Origin of the sequence: Flagellimonas sediminis, assembly GCF_010500845.1 — a bacterium.
Taxonomy (GTDB): Bacteria; Bacteroidota; Bacteroidia; order Flavobacteriales; family Flavobacteriaceae; genus Flagellimonas; species Flagellimonas sediminis.
This window is the reverse complement of the sequence record NZ_JAAAMI010000005.1, coordinates 131973-149324: the sequence shown is the minus strand read 5'-3', so window position 1 is coordinate 149324 and position 17352 is coordinate 131973. Positions and strand designations below refer to the sequence as shown.

Here is a 17352-nt window from a genome sequence, read left to right as displayed (position 1 = left end):
TCGGTCGATCTAATTCATTTAGAATCGAATCACATCTTTAACATCATGGGTTAATACAAAAGGCAACTCAAATTATTAAATATAAAAAAGTACAATGAAAAAGTGTTTATTACTCATTTTGATCACAATTGTTTCTACAAATATTTACAGTCAAATTTCTTTTGAACAAGGATATTACGTTGATAATTCTGGAGAAAGAATTAATTGTCTTATTAAAAATATTGACTGGAATAATAACCCCACTGAATTTGAATATAAGTTATCTGCGAACAGTGATCCTGAAACGGCAACCATAGAATCAGTCAAAGAATTTGGCATTGATAATGTTTCAAAATATATAAGAAGCACTGTAAACATCGATAGATCCAGTGAAGATATTGAGAGATTAAGCTTAGATAGAAATCCTATTTTTAAAGAAGAAACTTTGTTTTTAAAAGTGCTAATTGAAGGCAAAGCAGGTCTATATGGATATGTAAATAATAACTTAATAAGATATTTTTACAATAAGGAAAATTCCAGCATTGAACAATTGGTTTATAAATCTTACGAAAAAGAGAATAATGAAATTGGCAAGAATGATAGGTTTAAAAATCAAATATGGAACGATTTGAAATGTTCAACTATTAAAATTAATATGGTTGAGAATTTAGAATATAAAAAAAATGATTTGATTAATTATTTTGTTAAATACAACGAGTGTACTGATGGAGCATATGTAAACTATGAAGAAAAACAACAACGGGATTTTCTTCATATAAGTCTTAGACCAGGGGCTAATATTTCCGCTCTTTCAATACATAGCGTATCCAATTCCAGTAATACAGACTTTGGCAATGAATTGACTTTTAGGTTTGGGTTAGAAACCGAGTTCATAATGCCGTTCAATAAAAATAAATGGGCAATAATCGTTGAGCCTACATATCAATATTACAAAGCAGAAGCAGAAATTTTCACCCAAAATGTTAATGCGGATTATAAATCAATTGAGCTACCTGTTGGAATAAGGCATTATTTCTTTTTAAATGAAGATTCTAAACTTTTTATTAATGGTTCTTTTGTTTTTGATTTAAGCACCAATAATTCCAAAATAAACTTTGAGTATGCGTCAGATTTAGAAATTAAAACAAGAAATAATTTAGCGTTTGGACTAGGTTATAAACTCAATGACAGATATAGCTTAGAATTTAGATATCAAACGTCAAGAGAAATATTGGATAAATTTGTATACTGGAGTTCCGATTACCAAACATTTTCTATAATATTTGGTTATACGATTTTTTAAATTAACACCCATGAGATATTATAAACTCAATAAGAGCTAAATTTTATATCTAACCCAACTTCTTTGTGCCTTTTGCTTGGATTGTCTTTAATTTAAAAACTATATCCTTTTTCCTGTCACCCAGAACCCTATCAGTTCGACACTCTATCATCAGGCAATATTCAGCAAAAATCATTCTTACGAAACCTTAAATCAGATAACACTTCTCCTCTGCAATAATCTTTTGGGTCTATCCGTTCTCCCTACCAAATACTATTTAGAAACCTCAACCTACTATGATGCACAAAAGACTTTTTTTATCTGTACTTTTTTTGAATTTGCTATTTGTTTCATGTGAAAGTGAGTCCGCCGATCCCGATCCAGAGGAACCTCTTGCCGAAACGGAACTATTGGGCACTTGGAACTACGTGGCCTACATTGATGACGATGGTGAAGAACCCGCCACGGATTGCGAGCAAAATCAGACCTTGACCTTTGAGGAAGATGGGGTCTTTCGTTTTACCTATTATGATGACTCTGAAGGCCCATGCGAAAAAACCCAAGATTCACAAGGTACATGGGAATTTGTCTCCGATGCTGTAATCAAAACGGACTACACGTATGGCGATTATGTGGACCAAGATAAATTTGAGGTTGGTTTTGAAATCTCCGGGAACACCTTAACCCTTTACTTAGACGAAGGAGAAGGAGAATACCAAGAACGATACGAAAAACAATAGACTATTGTGACCCACAAAAAAGCCCTTTTTAGGGCTTTTTTTGTTTTCGGGGTTTGGTACAACGCCCCTCAATGCCCCCTATTTTTCACCCCAACCCAAAACTCTGTAACTTTAGTTACAGCCTCTTTGCCTTTTTCTTATTTTATTTGGAATATGCAGGGAATCCGCACATCACCACCTAGCACTAAAAAAGGACTGTCCGTTCTGTTGATCGGGCTGCTCCTGTTGGCGCCCTGCAAGGTCCGGAACACCATAGAGTCCTCCTTGGGCCTCACCACCACCAAGGTCACCAACAAGATCAAGGCCACTGCGGCCTCCAAAACCTGCTGTGCCTCCTTTGTTACGGTGTCCACTTCCAAAGGAAAGGAAGTCAACACCCAACCTCTGCCCTTTTTGCCCGTTACTACAACGGCATTGGCAGCACTTGGATCAACTAGGAGCCAACAGTTGCTCCCTACAGCAAACAAAGTGGCTTTGCCACCTTCGGTACCGTTGTACATTCTCTACCATCAGTTTAAGGGCTACCTGTAAGCCAACCTCCCCCAGACCCTTTTTTTATACGTAGCTTACGTTTCATTACAAACACAAAACACATGATACCACATAAAATCCTGGGCTTGGCGGCCCTAGCCCTCCTCGGCGGAACCCTGTTTTCCTGCAAGGATGCCAAAACCGCCGACGAAAACACCGAACAGACCATCACCATTTTACAGACGGCCGATATTCATGGGCAATTGCAGCCCCACGACGAACTTTTCTGGGAAAATGAACAGATCACCTTTCGCAAATTGGGCGGTTTGGCCCATATGAAGACCCTTTTTGAGCAGGAACGCAGCAAAGACCCTGAAGGCACCCTGATCTTGGATGGGGGCGACATGATCCAAGGCAGTGCCGTGGCGGCCCTTTCGCACGGAAAGGCTTTTGCCCCCATCATCAAGGCCATGGGCTACGATTTTCTGATTCCCGGCAACTGGGAGGTCGTCTATGGCAAACAGACCATGATGGACGTGCTCCAGCACTACGACACCCCGGTCATTTCGGCCAATATGTATGACGAGGCTTCGGGCGAGACCCTGTTCCCCCAATATTTCATCAAGGAACTGAAAGGGGTGAAACTCGGTTTTATCTCCTACAACGATTCCGAGATTCCCGTGCGCCAAAACCCTTCGTTCAGCAAGGGCATCCGTTTTGATCCTATCGACAAAAACTTGGAGGCTTTGATCACCGAACTCAAGGACAACCAAAAGGTGGATCTGCTCTTTTTGGTGACGCATATCGGCGTCAGCAAGCAATACGATCTGGCCAACCACCCTGCCCTGCAGCGTGTGGATTACATTTTGGGCAACGATACCCACGAGCGCATCCGCAAACCGCTTCAAGCGAAATATTCCATGGTGACCGAACCCGGGGCCTTTGCCTCCTTTGTAGGCAAACTGACCTTGACGGTGAAGGATGGCAAAATCATCAAGGAAGATTACGACTTGATGGAAGTGGATCCTAACACCTATCCCGCCGATGCACAGGTGGCCCAGCTTATTGATCAAGAAACCGCTCCGTACAAGGAAGAAATCGAGCAGGTGTTGGGCTATACCAGCACGCCCCTCTACCGTTATTTTGTGGTAGAAAACCCCATGGACAACTTCATCACCGATGCCGCCCGATGGAAGACTGGGGCCGATATTTCCATTTCCAACGGATTCCGGTTCAGTACGCCCATTTCCATCGGGGAAAGTGGCAAGGCTCCCATTACCCGGGCCGATCTGTGGAGCATGCTCCCCGTAAACGAAAAGGTCAAGATCGGCAAAGCCACGGGCAAGCAGATCAAGGACTGGTTGGAAAAGGAAATTCACAACGTATTCGCCCAAAACCCCATGGAACGCTTCGGGGGTTGGTTGGTGCGCTTTTCGGGCATGGAACTCACCTTTTATGCCAACAAGCCCAAAGGAGAGCGGGTGGCGTCGATCCTTATCGGTGGCGAGCCCATGCAGGAGGATAAACTGTACACCCTTTCCGCCTGTAGACGCGAAGGCGAACCGCTACCTACCCTCTGCCGCATGCCGAACACCGTGGAGACCGAAGTGATGGACTATACCGTGCATGACGTAATCGTGGAATACCTCAAGGCGAAAGGTACCATTGCCCCAGTAATGGACGGTCGGGCCAAGGCACTTGATTTAGGCGATAATGTGTTGTCGCAATTGCCTGGAACCGATTATCAATTCCACTAAAACCTGACCCATATGGAAAACAAGACGATTACGGTCAGTCGCACCTCGGTAACCGTTCTGCGGATGTTGGTGAGCCTGATCTTTATTGTGGCCAGCCTGAACCATCTGCTCAACGTGGACAAGACCATTGCCAAAATGGATCAGGCCCGATTCGGTGCCTTGGGCCATTTGTTGGGTCCCCCCGAAATTTCGGTGATGGTGTCGGGCGTGGTCATGTTCGTGTTCGGGATTGCCTTTTTCGCGGGATTCAAGACCCGTTTGTCGGCCATCGTGCTCATCTGTGTGTTGGTACCCATCACGCTCACCGTTCAAGTAGGACAAATGGCCACGATCGGGCCGTTGTTCAAGAACATCGCCATTTTAGGCGGACTCCTATTTTTTGTACTGAATCCAAAAATTTTAAAAAACTAAAACCATGAAACATATCTTGACCGTGGCCTTGGTGGCCATGACCTTTTTCACCGGACTCCACGAAGGGAGTGCCCAGACCACCTACAACAAAGAGCAGAACAACTATTTTGTGCTTACCCGGAGCGTTCCGCAATTAAAGGCCATTATACTGGCGGCAGATGCCCTCGCTGCGGATGATGGGGAAAAGTTCGGTGAGTTCCATGTGGTGATCTGTGGGCAGACGGTTTCCGACCTCACCAATATGGAGACCATGCAACCCTATCTGGCTATGGCCAAAGACAAGAACATCAAGTTGTTGGCCTGTGGATTTTCGTTGAAAAAGTTCGGGGTGGATGCCACTAAACTTCCCAAGGAAATGGGTGTGGTGGAAAACGGCATTTTATACGGATTTAACCTGCAAAAAGATGGTTTTCTGAGTATTACGCTATAGCGAAACCTGGTTTTTATTTTGTTAAAGGGGCGGTTTTTGGACCGTCCCTTTTCTTTTTTTGGTACTTTCAAGAAGGTTAGATGATGGGGATATTTGGAACCGCTCCAAAAACCAAAGTTTTCCTTTTCAACCTCAAAAATATTCCCATGAAAAACGAAACCGTCAACAGAAGAACTGCAGTAAAGGCCTATTCCTTGGGGATGTTGGGACTATCCTTACCGAGCATCACCATGGCCCATCCACCCAAAACCGACTCTTGGTTTAGCAGCGCGGAAATTCCCGAACATTTTCCCAACATTGCCCCTGAAATCATCTCCGAAGTGGTGGGCAGTTCCCATTTCGATTTGGATAAGGTCAAGACCTTAGTAGACAAAAGACCAGAACTTTCGCGGTCGGTGTGGGAATGGCGATTTGGTGATTTTGAGTCCGCTATTGGCGCGGCTTCGCATGTAGGGAGAAGAGATATTGCCCAATACCTCATGAAAATGGGTGCCCGGCCTACCCTCTTCACCTTTGCCATGTTGGGGCATTATCAAGTCATCCAAGCTGCTGTGGAGGCAACTCCTGGGATACAGGAAGTTGCGGGTCCGCACGGTATCAGTTTGTTGGATCACGCTTATGCAGGCGAGCGCATGAAGAACAGCATGACCGCTTCGGAAATAGAACAATTGGAACAGACCATCGCCTATCTAAAAAATTTAGGCAATGCCGGTGGCCCTACCTATATCGAAGTGAGTCCAGAAGAACAACGGAAATATTTGGGCAATTACCTGTACGGGGCATCGGAAAACGAAGGGTTTACCATTTCCGTGAACATGAGGAAACTGCTTTCGTTGGGACCGATTGGCGGGTTTGGAGGTGGCTTGTATAAAATTGGGGACAACCAATTCACCTACAACGGTACGCCTTCGGTTACCCTTTCTTTTGACATTCAGGAAGATATCGTTAAATCGCTGACCCTAGCGGAACCTGATATCACCATTACGGCCAAAAAAGTTTCCTGAAAAGGGAGCATCAATCTTTCTTTACCGGAATTTCCAAATAACTATCCCCATACCATTTGATAATCAGGGGCTCCTCGGCATCTTTGATGGTTTCATCCGCCACATTTTTACCCGTCCCATAATTGATTTCAGTAAAGGGGTCCTTGATTCCATTGATGACCACAACCAATCTACTTCCCTTATTGATCTTCTTGCTCGTCATCCGTATGATGCCAAAAGGAAGTTTTGTCTTTTCATTTGGTGTCAACAATTGTCGGTGCTCACGATCTCGTACATAACTCGCCCTACCCACATAAGGTAATGCCAGCGCAAAGAATTTGCCATCAGGGGTCTGCTCGAACAACGCCACCTTATAATCAAAATCCTTTTTGTTGATGGATACCGAAATCTCCCCTCCAAAAGAACCGTTCAGTTCAAAATCGGAGTCAAAAGGTTCGGTCACAAAGGAAAAACCATGTCCCACCATCAAGCTGTCAGTAATAATGTTCCTCCAACCGCTAGAATTCCAGGTGAAGTTGCTACGATCCGAAAAATCAATGGTCTGCTCCAAATATGCATTCGGGTCTTCAGGTTGATCCGACAGCGTGTAATGGATATCCTCCCCGTTGTTTCCCGTACCAAACAGCGAGGAAAAGGCCACTCCTGATCGCTGGTTGCCCAAATAAAAGTTGAGCGTGTCCGTGGCCATCTGCTCCAAAGAAGCAGCGTGTCCCCATTTGTTGGCTCCCATGACCTCGTAATTGATCTTATCTTGAAGCAATGTGGGTTTGGCCTCACCCTTCATGACGTAATCAAACCACTCGAAAATCAACTCCGTGATATCAATTTGTGCCACGGAATCGATGTCATATCCCAAAACACGGGCATCTGGTTTTTGTTGGGCGCCAAAATGGGTGTATGGTCCAATGACCAGATAATGATCCGCATTCTTGTTGTAATTCATGTGCTCCCTCAAATAGTACTGGGTGCCAATTTGCCCCCCATCATAATACCCGGTCGTGGCCAAAACAGGTATGTTGATATGGGCAAAATCCTCTTTATAGGGTATCATGTCTTGCCAATAAGTGTCAATGGTCGGGTGTAACAATCGCTCTCTAAACTGGGGATTGGGCAATCCATCCAAACTATCCATGGCACTGTAAGCCACCCCTTTTTGAAACCATTCCATGTTCAAATCCTGCCAACGTTTCCCGTTGGAATACAGGGTGGTATCCAAATATTTGTTGTTGGAAACATAATGGTGCCATGGAAAGTGAAAATTGAAATAGACCCCATTCTCCATAGGCTCGGCGATACCCGGTGCCGCAGAAACCGAAGGAACGATCGTTTTTAAGGCGGGATGCACCTTGTTTTTTACAGCCGCCCATTGTGTGAAGCCTACATAACTTCCGCCATACATCCCCACTTTTTGGTTGCTCCAATCTTGTTTGCTGATCCAATCAATGACCGCATACGTGTCGGTTGCTTCATATTTATAGGGTACTATGGAATCGGGGCTCAATCCCTTCCCACGGGTATAGGAAACCACCCCGACATACCCGTGTTCCGCTGCCATTTTTGCTCTTTTTAGGTCGCTTTTACGTGCGTAGATGGTATGGAACAACACCGCAGGAGTGGGTTCCTCATTTTGGGTGTTCCGAACCACGATCGCATGGATTTTGGCACCATCCTTCGTTGCAATCAAGATACTGTCCTGAACTAGATAGGTTGTGCCATTTTCGGTAACAGTCCTTGGCGTTTGAACCGGGGTCTGTTCCTTGCATGAGGCTACAAAAAATAGGGCCAGAACTGCTATACTGTATGCCTTACTGATGGATTTTTTCATTTTGATTGATTTTGAGTTTAGGGCATAGCCGCCCTATAGCTATATACTTTTGCCATTCGTTTTTTGATATGATTACATGTTACATCGCTATAAACTGTTTCGGTTTTTGAACGCTACCGATTGTCTTGTCGAGAGGTCAATAGTTTCTCCTGTGGTCAATACAATTCGTAGTTTGTTGTTGAAATAAGGTTGTATTTCCTTGATGTATTCCGTGTTGATAATTTGTCCTCTGTTGGCCCTGAAAAACGTATTGGGGTCCAATTTTTCCTCCAGTTGGTTCAGGGAACGCTTCACCATGGCTTTTTGATCACCAAAATAAAGCCGCACATAATTGTCCAGGGACTCCACTAAACGTATCTCGGCCAATGCGATGAAATACACCTTTTCACCATCCTTGATAAAGATTTTTTGATGGCTTGCCAACAGTGCTTTCTGTGCTTCTTTATTCTTTTGTAATTCAGACTTTACCTTTTCTATGGTTTTGGCAAAGCGCTCTTCCCTAAGTGGTTTTACCAAATAATCCAGTGCATTTACTTCAAAAGCTTGCACGGCATAATGATCATACGCGGTTGTGAACACCACTTCGGGAACGGTTCCCAATTCCTCCAGCAAATCAAACCCTGATTTCCCTGGCATGTGAATATCCAAAAAGATAATATCGGGTTGTTCATTTTCAATCAAATTGATGGCGACTTCTGCATTGTTCGCTTCACCCACAATTTCAAATTCGGGATAGTCTTCAAGCGCCCTTCGCACCTCTTCACGCGCCAAGCGCTCATCATCAATAATCAAAGTTGTAAATCTATCCTTCATTTTTCAATCGGTATCATTAAGGTGGCAACCACCTCGTTTTCGGAAGGAGACTCCATCTTAAAATCCGCCTTCCCTTCATATTGCAACAAAAGGCGTTGGTTCAAGTTTTTTAGCCCTACTCCCTTATGCTCCCCGTTGGAAAGATTTCCTGGGTTTTCAACGCTGATCACCACATGGTCGTTCTCCCTTTGGACCGAAATGGCAACGGTACCTCCTTCCAACTGTTTATCTACCCCGTGTTTGATGGCATTTTCTACCAAAAGTTGAATGCTCAATGGCGGGATTTTAAAGTTTTCAAGGGTCCGGTCCACATTGAATTGAATATTGAGACGTTCCTCAAATCGAAGTCTTTCCAACTCCACATAATCCTTTACCAGTGCTATTTCTTCCGAAATGGATATGGTGGAATGCTCTTTTTCATAAAGTGATGAGCGCAATAGATCGGATAATAGATCGATGGCCCTCCGTGCACTTTTTGGGTTTTCAATGACCAATGCTTTAATGGAATTTAGGGAATTGAACAAAAAATGAGGGTTCAACTGCGCCGCTAGATTGTCCAACTGGGTTTGCTTTGCAATTACCGAAAGCTGGGCATTCGTTTTGGCCGTGTTCACCTCCTTGATGTAGAAGTGATAGGCATGATAGGCAAGTACCCAAATGGACATATGCCTGAGTCCCGTAATCAAAACAGGGTTCCAAACCAGAAGATTCTTGGAGAACGTGTCGGTATCATGGACCAAATAATCATATCCTGACCATTTTAAATTCATGAAAAGCATGAACAAAACAGCTAATATCAAAATCGATGGCACAACCCTTCGTATCAACTTTTGGATTCCCAATTGGTTCCATTTTGATCTTAGGACCATAAAACGGTAGGCATGTGTAAGGCCAATGCAAATGGCAACATCAAGGATATAATTGATGAGGGCATGGGTAAGGGTAAAATGGTCCCGTACCAAAGCAACATACAGCCATAAAAGGGATACCATGCCCCAACCTAGCAACTGGCATTTCCAATAAAGCGATATTCCTGTATTTGATTTTTTACTTCCCAAAGTTCTTGTTTGAAATGTATTGGATTTAGGCTAAGGTCATTTTAATCGGCTTTTGAATAGCTTATCAATTCATTGGTATACAAGCCATAACCATCATCGTTGACATGCTTGATGTATGTTTTCAATTCCGGGGAATACCACCAAATATCGGTCATCTCCCCTTTAAAACCTCTAGAATTTGTTACAATTCCCTTGTATTCTATTTGATAAGCCTTGAATGTGCCAGCTACCACATGTAACTCTTCAAATGCAGTAATTTCAACATCTTGACTGGTTTTCCCCGTAGTACCTTCATTATTTTCCCATTCCGACTCATATTTCCATTTTTTTCCTACCTGCAAGGGCCAATTGCGAAAAGGGGTATCGCTCTGCTCTTGATGTAACGTATTCGAAATTTGAACGGTATCGACACCATTCCAAAGCCCTAACGTTCCCCTATAGTTCACTACTTCCTGCATGTCTTCCCCTTGCGCCCGGACCTCTCCCTCAACTACACGTTCCCATTTCCAGATCCATTTCTCCCCAAGAGTATAATCTTTTAAAATAGGTGGATGGGTTTTTGTGGTTGCACAATTACCGAAGATCAGTAGGAGTGCCATGTGGAATAGTACCTTTGTTTTCATTTCTGTTGATTTTGATTGATGTATAATGATGGTTGTGTTTACATGAATCATGGACAACCGGTACAAAGCAACAGAAAACATCCCATCCGAGGAATAGAAAGTACATGGACGTAAAAAACTAGGGGTTAAGCGTATGACATCAGTCAGACGTATGCCACTTTTGGGTAATCTCAAAAAACTTTTCCAAGATACAGGCCTCCCAATTATGTTTAAATGCCAAAACAGTTGACAAAAAGGGTGATAACCTTCTTGAGCTTCCGTATCAACCATATCATTTTTCAACTAAATTCGAAATCTGTCTACAAGAATAGTGTATTGGCCAAAGCCCCCTGAAACATGAATGTGGAATTCACCCCAAAATTATTTTCCCTCCTAAAAGGAGGTATCTCCAAGGAAACCCTTTCTAAAGATATCATCTCTGGTTCTATCGTTGGAATCGTGGCCTTACCCTTGGCCATTGCCTTTGCCATTGCCTCTGGTGTTTCCCCGGAAAAAGGTCTGATTACCGCCATCATAGCCGGAATCATTATTTCAGTGTTAGGTGGAAGCCGGGTACAGATCGGAGGCCCCACAGGCGCCTTTATTGTTATCGTATATGGCATCGTGCAAGAGTTTGGCCTGCCCGGGTTGACCATAGCCACTTTTATGGCAGGTTTTATCCTGATCGGGTTCGGACTTGCCAAACTGGGCAATCTCTTGAAATTTATACCCTACTCGTTGATCGTGGGGTTCACCAGTGCCATTGCATTGATCATCCTATCTTCGCAGGTAAACGATTTTTTGGGATTGGGTTTGAAAAAGGTTCCATCCGATTTTTTGGAAAAATGGACCCTTTACTTTCAAAGCTTCAGCCATGTCAATGGATATGCCATTGCCATTGCTGTGGGTACGGTCTTGCTGACCCTGTTCTTTCAAAAATGGATAGCAAAAGTCCCTGGGTCCATTGTGGCCATCCTATTGTCGACTATAGCTGTCAGTGTCTTTGATATTCCGGTGGACACCATCAAAAGTAACTTTGGTGAAATCCCGAACCGTTTTGACGTGTCCTCCTTTCCTTCCATTGATTTTGAAACCGTGAAATCCCTCATCCAGCCCGCATTTGCCATCGCATTGTTGGGCGGCATCGAATCACTGCTCTCTGCTGTGGTCTCCGATTCCATGATCGGCGGGAAGCACCGTTCCAACATGGAACTCATAGCCCAAGGGACCGCCAATATTTTTTCTGCCCTTTTGGGCGGAATCCCTGCCACCGGAGCCATTGCCCGGACCGCTACCAACGTAAAGAACGGTGGGCGTACCCCGATTGCGGGTATCGTGCACGGGCTGGTCCTGTTGGCCATTATGCTCTTGTTTGCCCCATATGCCAAATTGATCCCCCTTTCCTGTTTGGCAGGTATCTTGATAGTAGTGGCTTACCACATGAGCGAATGGAGGCAGTTTGTATCCATTCTCAAAGGAAACCGAATGGACATCATCATTCTATTGACCACATTTTTCCTTACCGTCCTATTTGATTTGATCATTGCCATTGAGGTCGGTGTGGTGTTGGCAAGTTTTTTATTCATGAAAAGAATGAGTGAATCCGTTCAAATACAGAATATTACATACGAAAGCCAAGAGGCGGAACAACTTTTTGAGAACGAGAACCTGGAAATACCCAAGAATGTAGTCCTCTATGAAATCAATGGTCCTTTGTTCTTTGGTGCGGCAAGACAATTTCAAGAAACGATAACCCAATCCCATATCCAACCCAAGACCGTGATCATACGGATGCGGTATGTTCCCTTGATCGATGCCACAGGTTTTCAAGGGTTGAAGGAAATCATCAAAACTTTCAAATCCAAAGGGATCCAAGTCATCATTTCAGGAGTGAACGATGGCTTGGAGAAAGATTTTGAAAAATTCGAACTTTATGGATTGATAAGCAAGGAATTAGTAGTTAGGGATATCCAAACCGCCTTGGAAAAAGCCAAAACCATTTAAATTTCCTCAATAATTCCGCCACTTCTGGGTAAGTTCAAAAACGTGTTCCAGAATACGGGCCTCGGTTTCGTTGAACTGCATGCCTCGTCGCTCCATCATGGCCGCGGCCACTTCAAAGGCTTTTTTGGGTAAAAAGGAAGTAAAACCAGATGCCCCGCCCCAACTGAAACTGGGTATAAAATTCCGGGGAAAGCCACTGCCATAAATATTGGCGCTTACGCCTACCACCGTTCCGGTATTGAACATGACGTTAATGCCACATTTGCTGTGATCACCCATCATCAAACCGCAAAATTGAAGACCCGTTCTTGCAAATCCTTCTGTTTTGTAGCTCCAAAGTCGCACCTCCGCATAATTGTTCTTCAGATTGGAGGTGTTGGTATCGGCCCCGATGTTGCACCATTCCCCTAACACGGAATTGCCCAAAAATCCGTCATGTCCTTTATTGGAATTGGCAAACAACACAGCATTGTTCACTTCACCACCCAGTTTACAACCCGGTCCGGCCGTAGTGGGACCGTAAATCTTTGCCCCCATTTTTAAAATGGCACCATCGCACAGTGCTAACCCGCCACGCACCATACAACCTTCCATGGCCAAGGCATTCTTGCCAATATAGATAGGCCCAGTGGAAGCGTTCAAAATACAGAACTCAACGGTGGCTCCTTCTTCAATAAAAATATTCTCAGGGTTCAACACTTGATTGGTAGCTGAAACAGGTTGACTTTTTCTTCCTTTTGTCAACAGTTCAAAATCGGACTGCAGGGCTTCACCATTTTTAGAAAAGATGTCCCATGTATTCTTTACGGTCAAGGTTGGTGCTTGGAAGGGAACCAAATTAAAATTATCGCTGTTGAAAGAAACTTTGGGGTCCGGGGTACAATAGGCAATGTACTGGTCGCCATCCATTAAAGCTTCGCCATTCTTCAGATTATGAACGGAGGCCAATAATGCTGTATTGGGCAGATAACTACCGTTGATCACCTTGTTCTCCTTCCCCACCACCAAAGGAAATTTTTCTGAAAGATATTCCTCCGAAAGGCTGCTTACAGTTGTGCCAAGCCATTTTTCCCACTTTTCCCGAATGGTGAGAATACCGATCCGAATGTCGCAAACAGGCCTGGTAAAAGTAAAGGGATATAGATTTTCGCGGTGGTATCCGTCAGAAAGAATATAGTTCATGGTTATATCTTGGATGGGACAAAAATAAAAAACGCTCCCGAAAAGTTTCAGGAGCGCTTGTATATTTCGTTGAAGAGAAGGCCCTTATCGGCCTAATCCCATTACTTGCTGAATTTCTGGTACTTGTTCTTGAACTTGTCAATCCTACCAGCGGTATCCACCAATTTGGTCTTACCAGTATAGAAGGGGTGTGAAGTTCTTGAAATCTCCAATTTTACCAAAGGATACTCAACGCCATCCACTGTGATGGTCTCTCTTGCTTCGGCAGCAGATTTTGTAATAAATACATCCTCGTTGGACATATCTTTAAAAGCTACCAATCTATAGTTTTCTGGGTGTATACCTTTTTTCATTGTCTTTAATGCTTAATCTCAGAATTTTCGAGGTGCAAATTTAATGATTTCTTTGATTCCTCCAACTGAAATGTGGTAAAAAATAAAAAAGTAAATTTATGTAACAAATTAGGGATATCCAATACTAACATACTACAATCAACACAAAATTTAAAAAACATGGAAGAACAACAACCTAAAGCAACAAAATTCATGCTGAACTATGGCCTAATTTTAGGCTTGGTTTCTGTAATCTTCGGGGTAATGCTTTATACCCAAAAGATGCACTACGAAATGGGTACTCCTGTCATTGTTATTTCGGTATTATTGACCGTTGTAGCCATATTTTTAGGGGTAAATGCCTACAAAAAGGCCAATGGTGGCTATCTTAAAATCTCCGAGGCTCTAAAAATTGCAGTGGGAATTGCATTGGTCTCCACTGTCATTTCCCTTATTTACCAGTATGTGCTCATCAACTTTATTGAGCCCGATTTTATGGACAAGGCGATCGAAATGGCCAAACCAAAAGCCATGGCACAAAATCCTTCCATGACGGAGGAGCAATGGGAACAAGGGGTGGCCATGCAGAAAAAACTGGGATGGCTTCGCTATCCGATCGGTTTGATCTTTAGTTGCATCATAGGTTTGGTCGTGGGAGTCATCACCGGGCTCATCCTAAAAAAGTCCAAGCCGGAATACTAAACCAAAAAGTGCTACTTTTGAAAGGAATTCGAGAAACTAACAATGCAGATTTCCATTGTAATTCCTTTACTCAACGAGCAAGAATCGCTTAAAGAACTACATGATTGGATTGTACAGGTGATGCAATCCAATCATTTTTTATATGAAATCATCTTTATTGACGATGGTAGCACCGATGGTTCCTGGGAGACCATTTCCACACTTTCCCAACAAAATGAAAACGTCAAGGCCATCCGGTTTTTGAAGAATTTTGGCAAGTCGCAGGCTCTACATGCTGGTTTTAAGGCCGCCGAAGGCGATGTGGTCATCACCATGGATGCCGATCTTCAGGACAATCCCGAGGAAATCCCTGAAATGTATCGCATGATCACCCAAGAAGGTAATCAAGTGGTTTCAGGCTGGAAGAAAAAAAGGTACGACTCGGTCATCACCAAGAACATCCCCTCCAAACTGTTCAATTGGGCCGCCCGAAAGACCTCCGGGGTAAAATTACACGATTTCAACTGTGGCCTAAAAGCTTTTGACCATCAGGTGGTGAAGGCTATAGAGGTACATGGAGAAATGCACCGTTACATCCCCGTATTGGCCAAGAACGCCGGATTCTCCAACATTTCCGAAAAAGTGGTACAACATCAGGCCCGCAAATATGGTACAACCAAATTTGGCATGGAACGCTTCATCAATGGTTTTCTGGATTTGATTACCATTTGGTTCGTTTCCAAGTTCGGCCGTAGGCCCATGCATCTGTTCGGGGCCCTGGGTGTGCTCATGTTCATCGTAGGTTTTGGGTTTGCACTCTATTTGGGTATCGATAAGCTTTTTTTGAACCCCATGGGTAGATTGATCACACAACGACCCCAATTTTATATTGCCCTGACCGCCATGGTTATAGGAACCCAACTATTTTTGGCCGGTTTCTTGGGCGAGATCATGGTGCGCTCCCGTAAAAATGACACTCGGTACACCATCTCCGATAAAATTAATCTTTAGGGTATTCCCAAACTCTTTAATCTTTGTATTTTTAAGCATCTAAACAAGCATAAAACACTATGGATTCCATTACCGCCACCGCACAATCTTGGTTGACCGATTTTTTTGACGACGCAACAAAAAAAGAAATCCAACATTTAATGAAAAACGATCCCGAAGAACTCAAGGAACGTTTTTACAAGGATTTGGAATTCGGCACCGGAGGTATGCGCGGGGTCATGGGTGTGGGCACCAATAGGATCAACAAATACACCTTGGGGAAAAACACCCAGGGATTGAGCAATTATCTTAAAAAGTCGTACACGGACAGTAATTTTAAAGTAGTGATCGCCTACGATTGCAGGCACAATTCCAAAACATTGGCAAGGACCGTTGCGGAAGTCTTTTCTGCCAACGGAATACATGTTTACCTGTTTTCCGATTTGCGCACCACACCGGAACTTTCCTTTGCGGTGAGGCATTTGGGCTGCCATGCCGGTATCGTTTTGACCGCATCGCACAATCCACCCGAATACAATGGTTACAAGGTGTATTGGGCCGATGGAGGCCAGATCGTTCCCCCTCAGGATGGGGAGATTATAGCGGAAATCAATGCCTTGTCATTTGAGGATATCAATTTCAACAAAAATGAAGCCTTGATCCATTTGATCGATAAGGAGGTGGACGAAGTGTTTTTTGAAGCATCGGTGAAGAATGGGAATTTCAATGCAAAAGGAAAGGATGATTTCAAGATCGTTTTTACCTCCTTGCACGGAACGTCCATTACCGCCATTCCGGAAGTGTTAAAACGTGCGGGGTATAAAAATGTCACCATCATAGAAGAGCAGGCCGTTCCGAACGGTGATTTCCCAACGGTAGAATCCCCTAACCCCGAAGAACCTGAAGCCCTAAAAATGGCCATCAAAAAAGCGGAGGAAATTGGGGCGGACATGGTTGTGGGCACCGACCCCGACAGTGACCGATTGGGCATTGCCGTGCGCAACCTGGAAGGTAAAATGGAATTGCTCAACGGCAACCAGACCATGGTCTTGATGACCAAGTTCCTGTTGGACCAGTATAAGGCAAAGGGATTCAAAGGCAATGAATTTATTGCCACCACCATAGTTTCCACCCCTATGATGGAACAGATGGCCAAAGCCTATGGCGTGGAGTTCAAAACGGCACTGACCGGATTCAAATGGATCGGTAAAATGATCAAGGATTTCCCCAACTCAACCTTTATTGGCGGTGGGGAAGAAAGTTTCGGTTATATGGTCGGTGATTTTGTACGTGATAAGGATGCGGTCACCTCTACCCTGTTGGCATGTGAAATTGCCTCCAATGCCAAGGCCAATGGCAGTTCTTTTTACAAAGATCTGATCGATGCCTATGTGCAATTCGGTTTTTACAAGGAAAAACTGATTTCCCTAACCAAAAAGGGCATGAGCGGTGCCGAGGAAATCAAACAAATGCTCAAGGATTTCAAGGAAAATCCTGTGAAGGTTGTCCAAGGCTCCAAATTGCTCTGGATAGAGGACTACAACACTTCCACCGCCAAAAATGTACAGACAGGGGAAGAAAAACCGATCAATATTCCAAAATCCAATGTATTGATCTACGAGACCGAGGATGGCACCCGCATTGCGGCACGACCCAGTGGCACCGAACCCAAGGTGAAGTTCTACATCAGCACAAATGCAAAATTGGACAAGGCCGCCGATTATTATTCCGTAAATTCGCAGCTGGAAACCAAAATTGATGGTATCCTATCCGAACTGAATTTGTAGGTGA

General features: G+C 43.9%; 17 protein-coding genes. 10 read left to right on the top strand and 7 right to left on the bottom strand.

Annotated features, from left to right (window positions below; genetic code table 11):
• Positions 1 to 94 precede the first annotated feature (94 nt).
• Positions 95 to 1282 carry a porin family protein gene (locus tag GTK07_RS11440; protein ID WP_163635378.1) on the top strand — a complete coding sequence of 396 codons (1188 nt, stop codon included), beginning with the start codon at positions 95 to 97 and terminating at the stop codon, positions 1280 to 1282.
• Positions 1283 to 1593: 311 nt separating this feature from the next.
• Positions 1594 to 2001, top strand: a complete 408-nt coding sequence (locus GTK07_RS11435) for a lipocalin-like domain-containing protein (protein ID WP_163635377.1) — start codon at positions 1594 to 1596, stop codon at positions 1999 to 2001.
• A 137-nt stretch (positions 2002 to 2138) separates the two neighbouring features.
• Here GTK07_RS11435 and GTK07_RS11430 read toward each other — a convergent pair whose 3' ends face one another.
• Entirely contained in the window at positions 2139 to 2501 is a 363-nt protein-coding gene (locus GTK07_RS11430) for a hypothetical protein (RefSeq protein ID WP_163635376.1), read from the bottom strand.
• A gap of 93 nt (positions 2502 to 2594) precedes the next feature.
• On the opposite strand from GTK07_RS11430, the gene GTK07_RS11425 reads away from it, so the two are divergent.
• The 4 genes from GTK07_RS11425 (at position 2595) to GTK07_RS11410 (ending at position 6074) form a co-directional block, all read left to right on the top strand.
• The gene (locus GTK07_RS11425) at positions 2595 to 4229 is read left to right on the top strand and encodes a bifunctional metallophosphatase/5'-nucleotidase (protein WP_163635375.1); all 1635 of its coding nucleotides are present in this window, start codon (positions 2595 to 2597) and stop codon (positions 4227 to 4229) included.
• 12 nt (positions 4230 to 4241) lie between these two features.
• A complete protein-coding gene (locus GTK07_RS11420; RefSeq protein ID WP_163635374.1) occupies positions 4242 to 4640 on the top strand; it encodes a DoxX family protein in 399 nt (132 codons plus the stop codon).
• 4 nt (positions 4641 to 4644) lie between these two features.
• A complete protein-coding gene (locus GTK07_RS11415; protein WP_163635373.1) occupies positions 4645 to 5070 on the top strand; it encodes a sulfur reduction protein DsrE in 426 nt (141 codons plus the stop codon).
• A 146-nt stretch (positions 5071 to 5216) separates the two neighbouring features.
• Complete coding sequence (locus GTK07_RS11410) at positions 5217 to 6074, top strand: hypothetical protein (protein WP_163635372.1); 858 nt, start codon at positions 5217 to 5219, stop codon at positions 6072 to 6074.
• Positions 6075 to 6084: 10 nt separating this feature from the next.
• Here GTK07_RS11410 and GTK07_RS11405 read toward each other — a convergent pair whose 3' ends face one another.
• From GTK07_RS11405 to GTK07_RS11390, 4 genes are all read right to left on the bottom strand, one after another.
• Positions 6085 to 7899: a CocE/NonD family hydrolase gene (locus GTK07_RS11405; RefSeq protein WP_163635371.1), complete on the bottom strand. Its 1815-nt coding sequence runs from the start codon at positions 7897 to 7899 to the stop codon at positions 6085 to 6087.
• Positions 7900 to 7986: 87 nt separating this feature from the next.
• Positions 7987 to 8712 (bottom strand): LytR/AlgR family response regulator transcription factor, encoded by a 726-nt coding sequence (locus tag GTK07_RS11400; protein WP_163635370.1) that lies wholly within the window; start codon positions 8710 to 8712, stop codon positions 7987 to 7989.
• Positions 8709 to 9770 carry a sensor histidine kinase gene (locus tag GTK07_RS11395; RefSeq protein ID WP_163635369.1) on the bottom strand — a complete coding sequence of 354 codons (1062 nt, stop codon included), beginning with the start codon at positions 9768 to 9770 and terminating at the stop codon, positions 8709 to 8711. Before GTK07_RS11395 ends, GTK07_RS11400 begins: the two co-directional genes overlap by 4 nt.
• A 41-nt stretch (positions 9771 to 9811) precedes the next feature.
• Positions 9812 to 10393 carry a hypothetical protein gene (locus tag GTK07_RS11390; RefSeq protein ID WP_163635368.1) on the bottom strand — a complete coding sequence of 194 codons (582 nt, stop codon included), beginning with the start codon at positions 10391 to 10393 and terminating at the stop codon, positions 9812 to 9814.
• Positions 10394 to 10729: 336 nt separating this feature from the next.
• Here GTK07_RS11390 and GTK07_RS11385 point away from each other — a divergent pair, with 336 nt between their 5' ends.
• Positions 10730 to 12376: a SulP family inorganic anion transporter gene (locus tag GTK07_RS11385; RefSeq protein ID WP_163635367.1), complete on the top strand. Its 1647-nt coding sequence runs from the start codon at positions 10730 to 10732 to the stop codon at positions 12374 to 12376.
• 6 nt (positions 12377 to 12382) lie between these two features.
• Here GTK07_RS11385 and GTK07_RS11380 read toward each other — a convergent pair whose 3' ends face one another.
• Together GTK07_RS11380 and GTK07_RS11375 are read right to left on the bottom strand one after the other, a co-directional pair.
• A complete protein-coding gene (locus tag GTK07_RS11380; protein WP_163635366.1) occupies positions 12383 to 13558 on the bottom strand; it encodes a GlmU family protein in 1176 nt (391 codons plus the stop codon).
• Between the two features lie 101 nt (positions 13559 to 13659).
• Complete coding sequence (locus tag GTK07_RS11375) at positions 13660 to 13911, bottom strand: type B 50S ribosomal protein L31 (RefSeq protein ID WP_163635365.1); 252 nt, start codon at positions 13909 to 13911, stop codon at positions 13660 to 13662.
• Between the two features lie 159 nt (positions 13912 to 14070).
• On the opposite strand from GTK07_RS11375, the gene GTK07_RS11370 reads away from it, so the two are divergent.
• From GTK07_RS11370 to GTK07_RS11360, 3 genes are read left to right on the top strand one after another with little or no spacing between them, the layout of a single operon-like run.
• Entirely contained in the window at positions 14071 to 14592 is a 522-nt protein-coding gene (locus GTK07_RS11370) for a DUF4199 domain-containing protein (protein WP_163635364.1), read from the top strand.
• A 42-nt stretch (positions 14593 to 14634) separates the two neighbouring features.
• On the top strand, positions 14635 to 15582 hold the full coding sequence (locus GTK07_RS11365; RefSeq protein WP_163635363.1) for a glycosyltransferase family 2 protein: 948 nt from the start codon (positions 14635 to 14637) through the stop codon (positions 15580 to 15582).
• A gap of 59 nt (positions 15583 to 15641) precedes the next feature.
• Positions 15642 to 17348 (top strand): phospho-sugar mutase, encoded by a 1707-nt coding sequence (locus GTK07_RS11360; RefSeq protein ID WP_163635362.1) that lies wholly within the window; start codon positions 15642 to 15644, stop codon positions 17346 to 17348.
• Positions 17349 to 17352 lie beyond the last annotated feature (4 nt).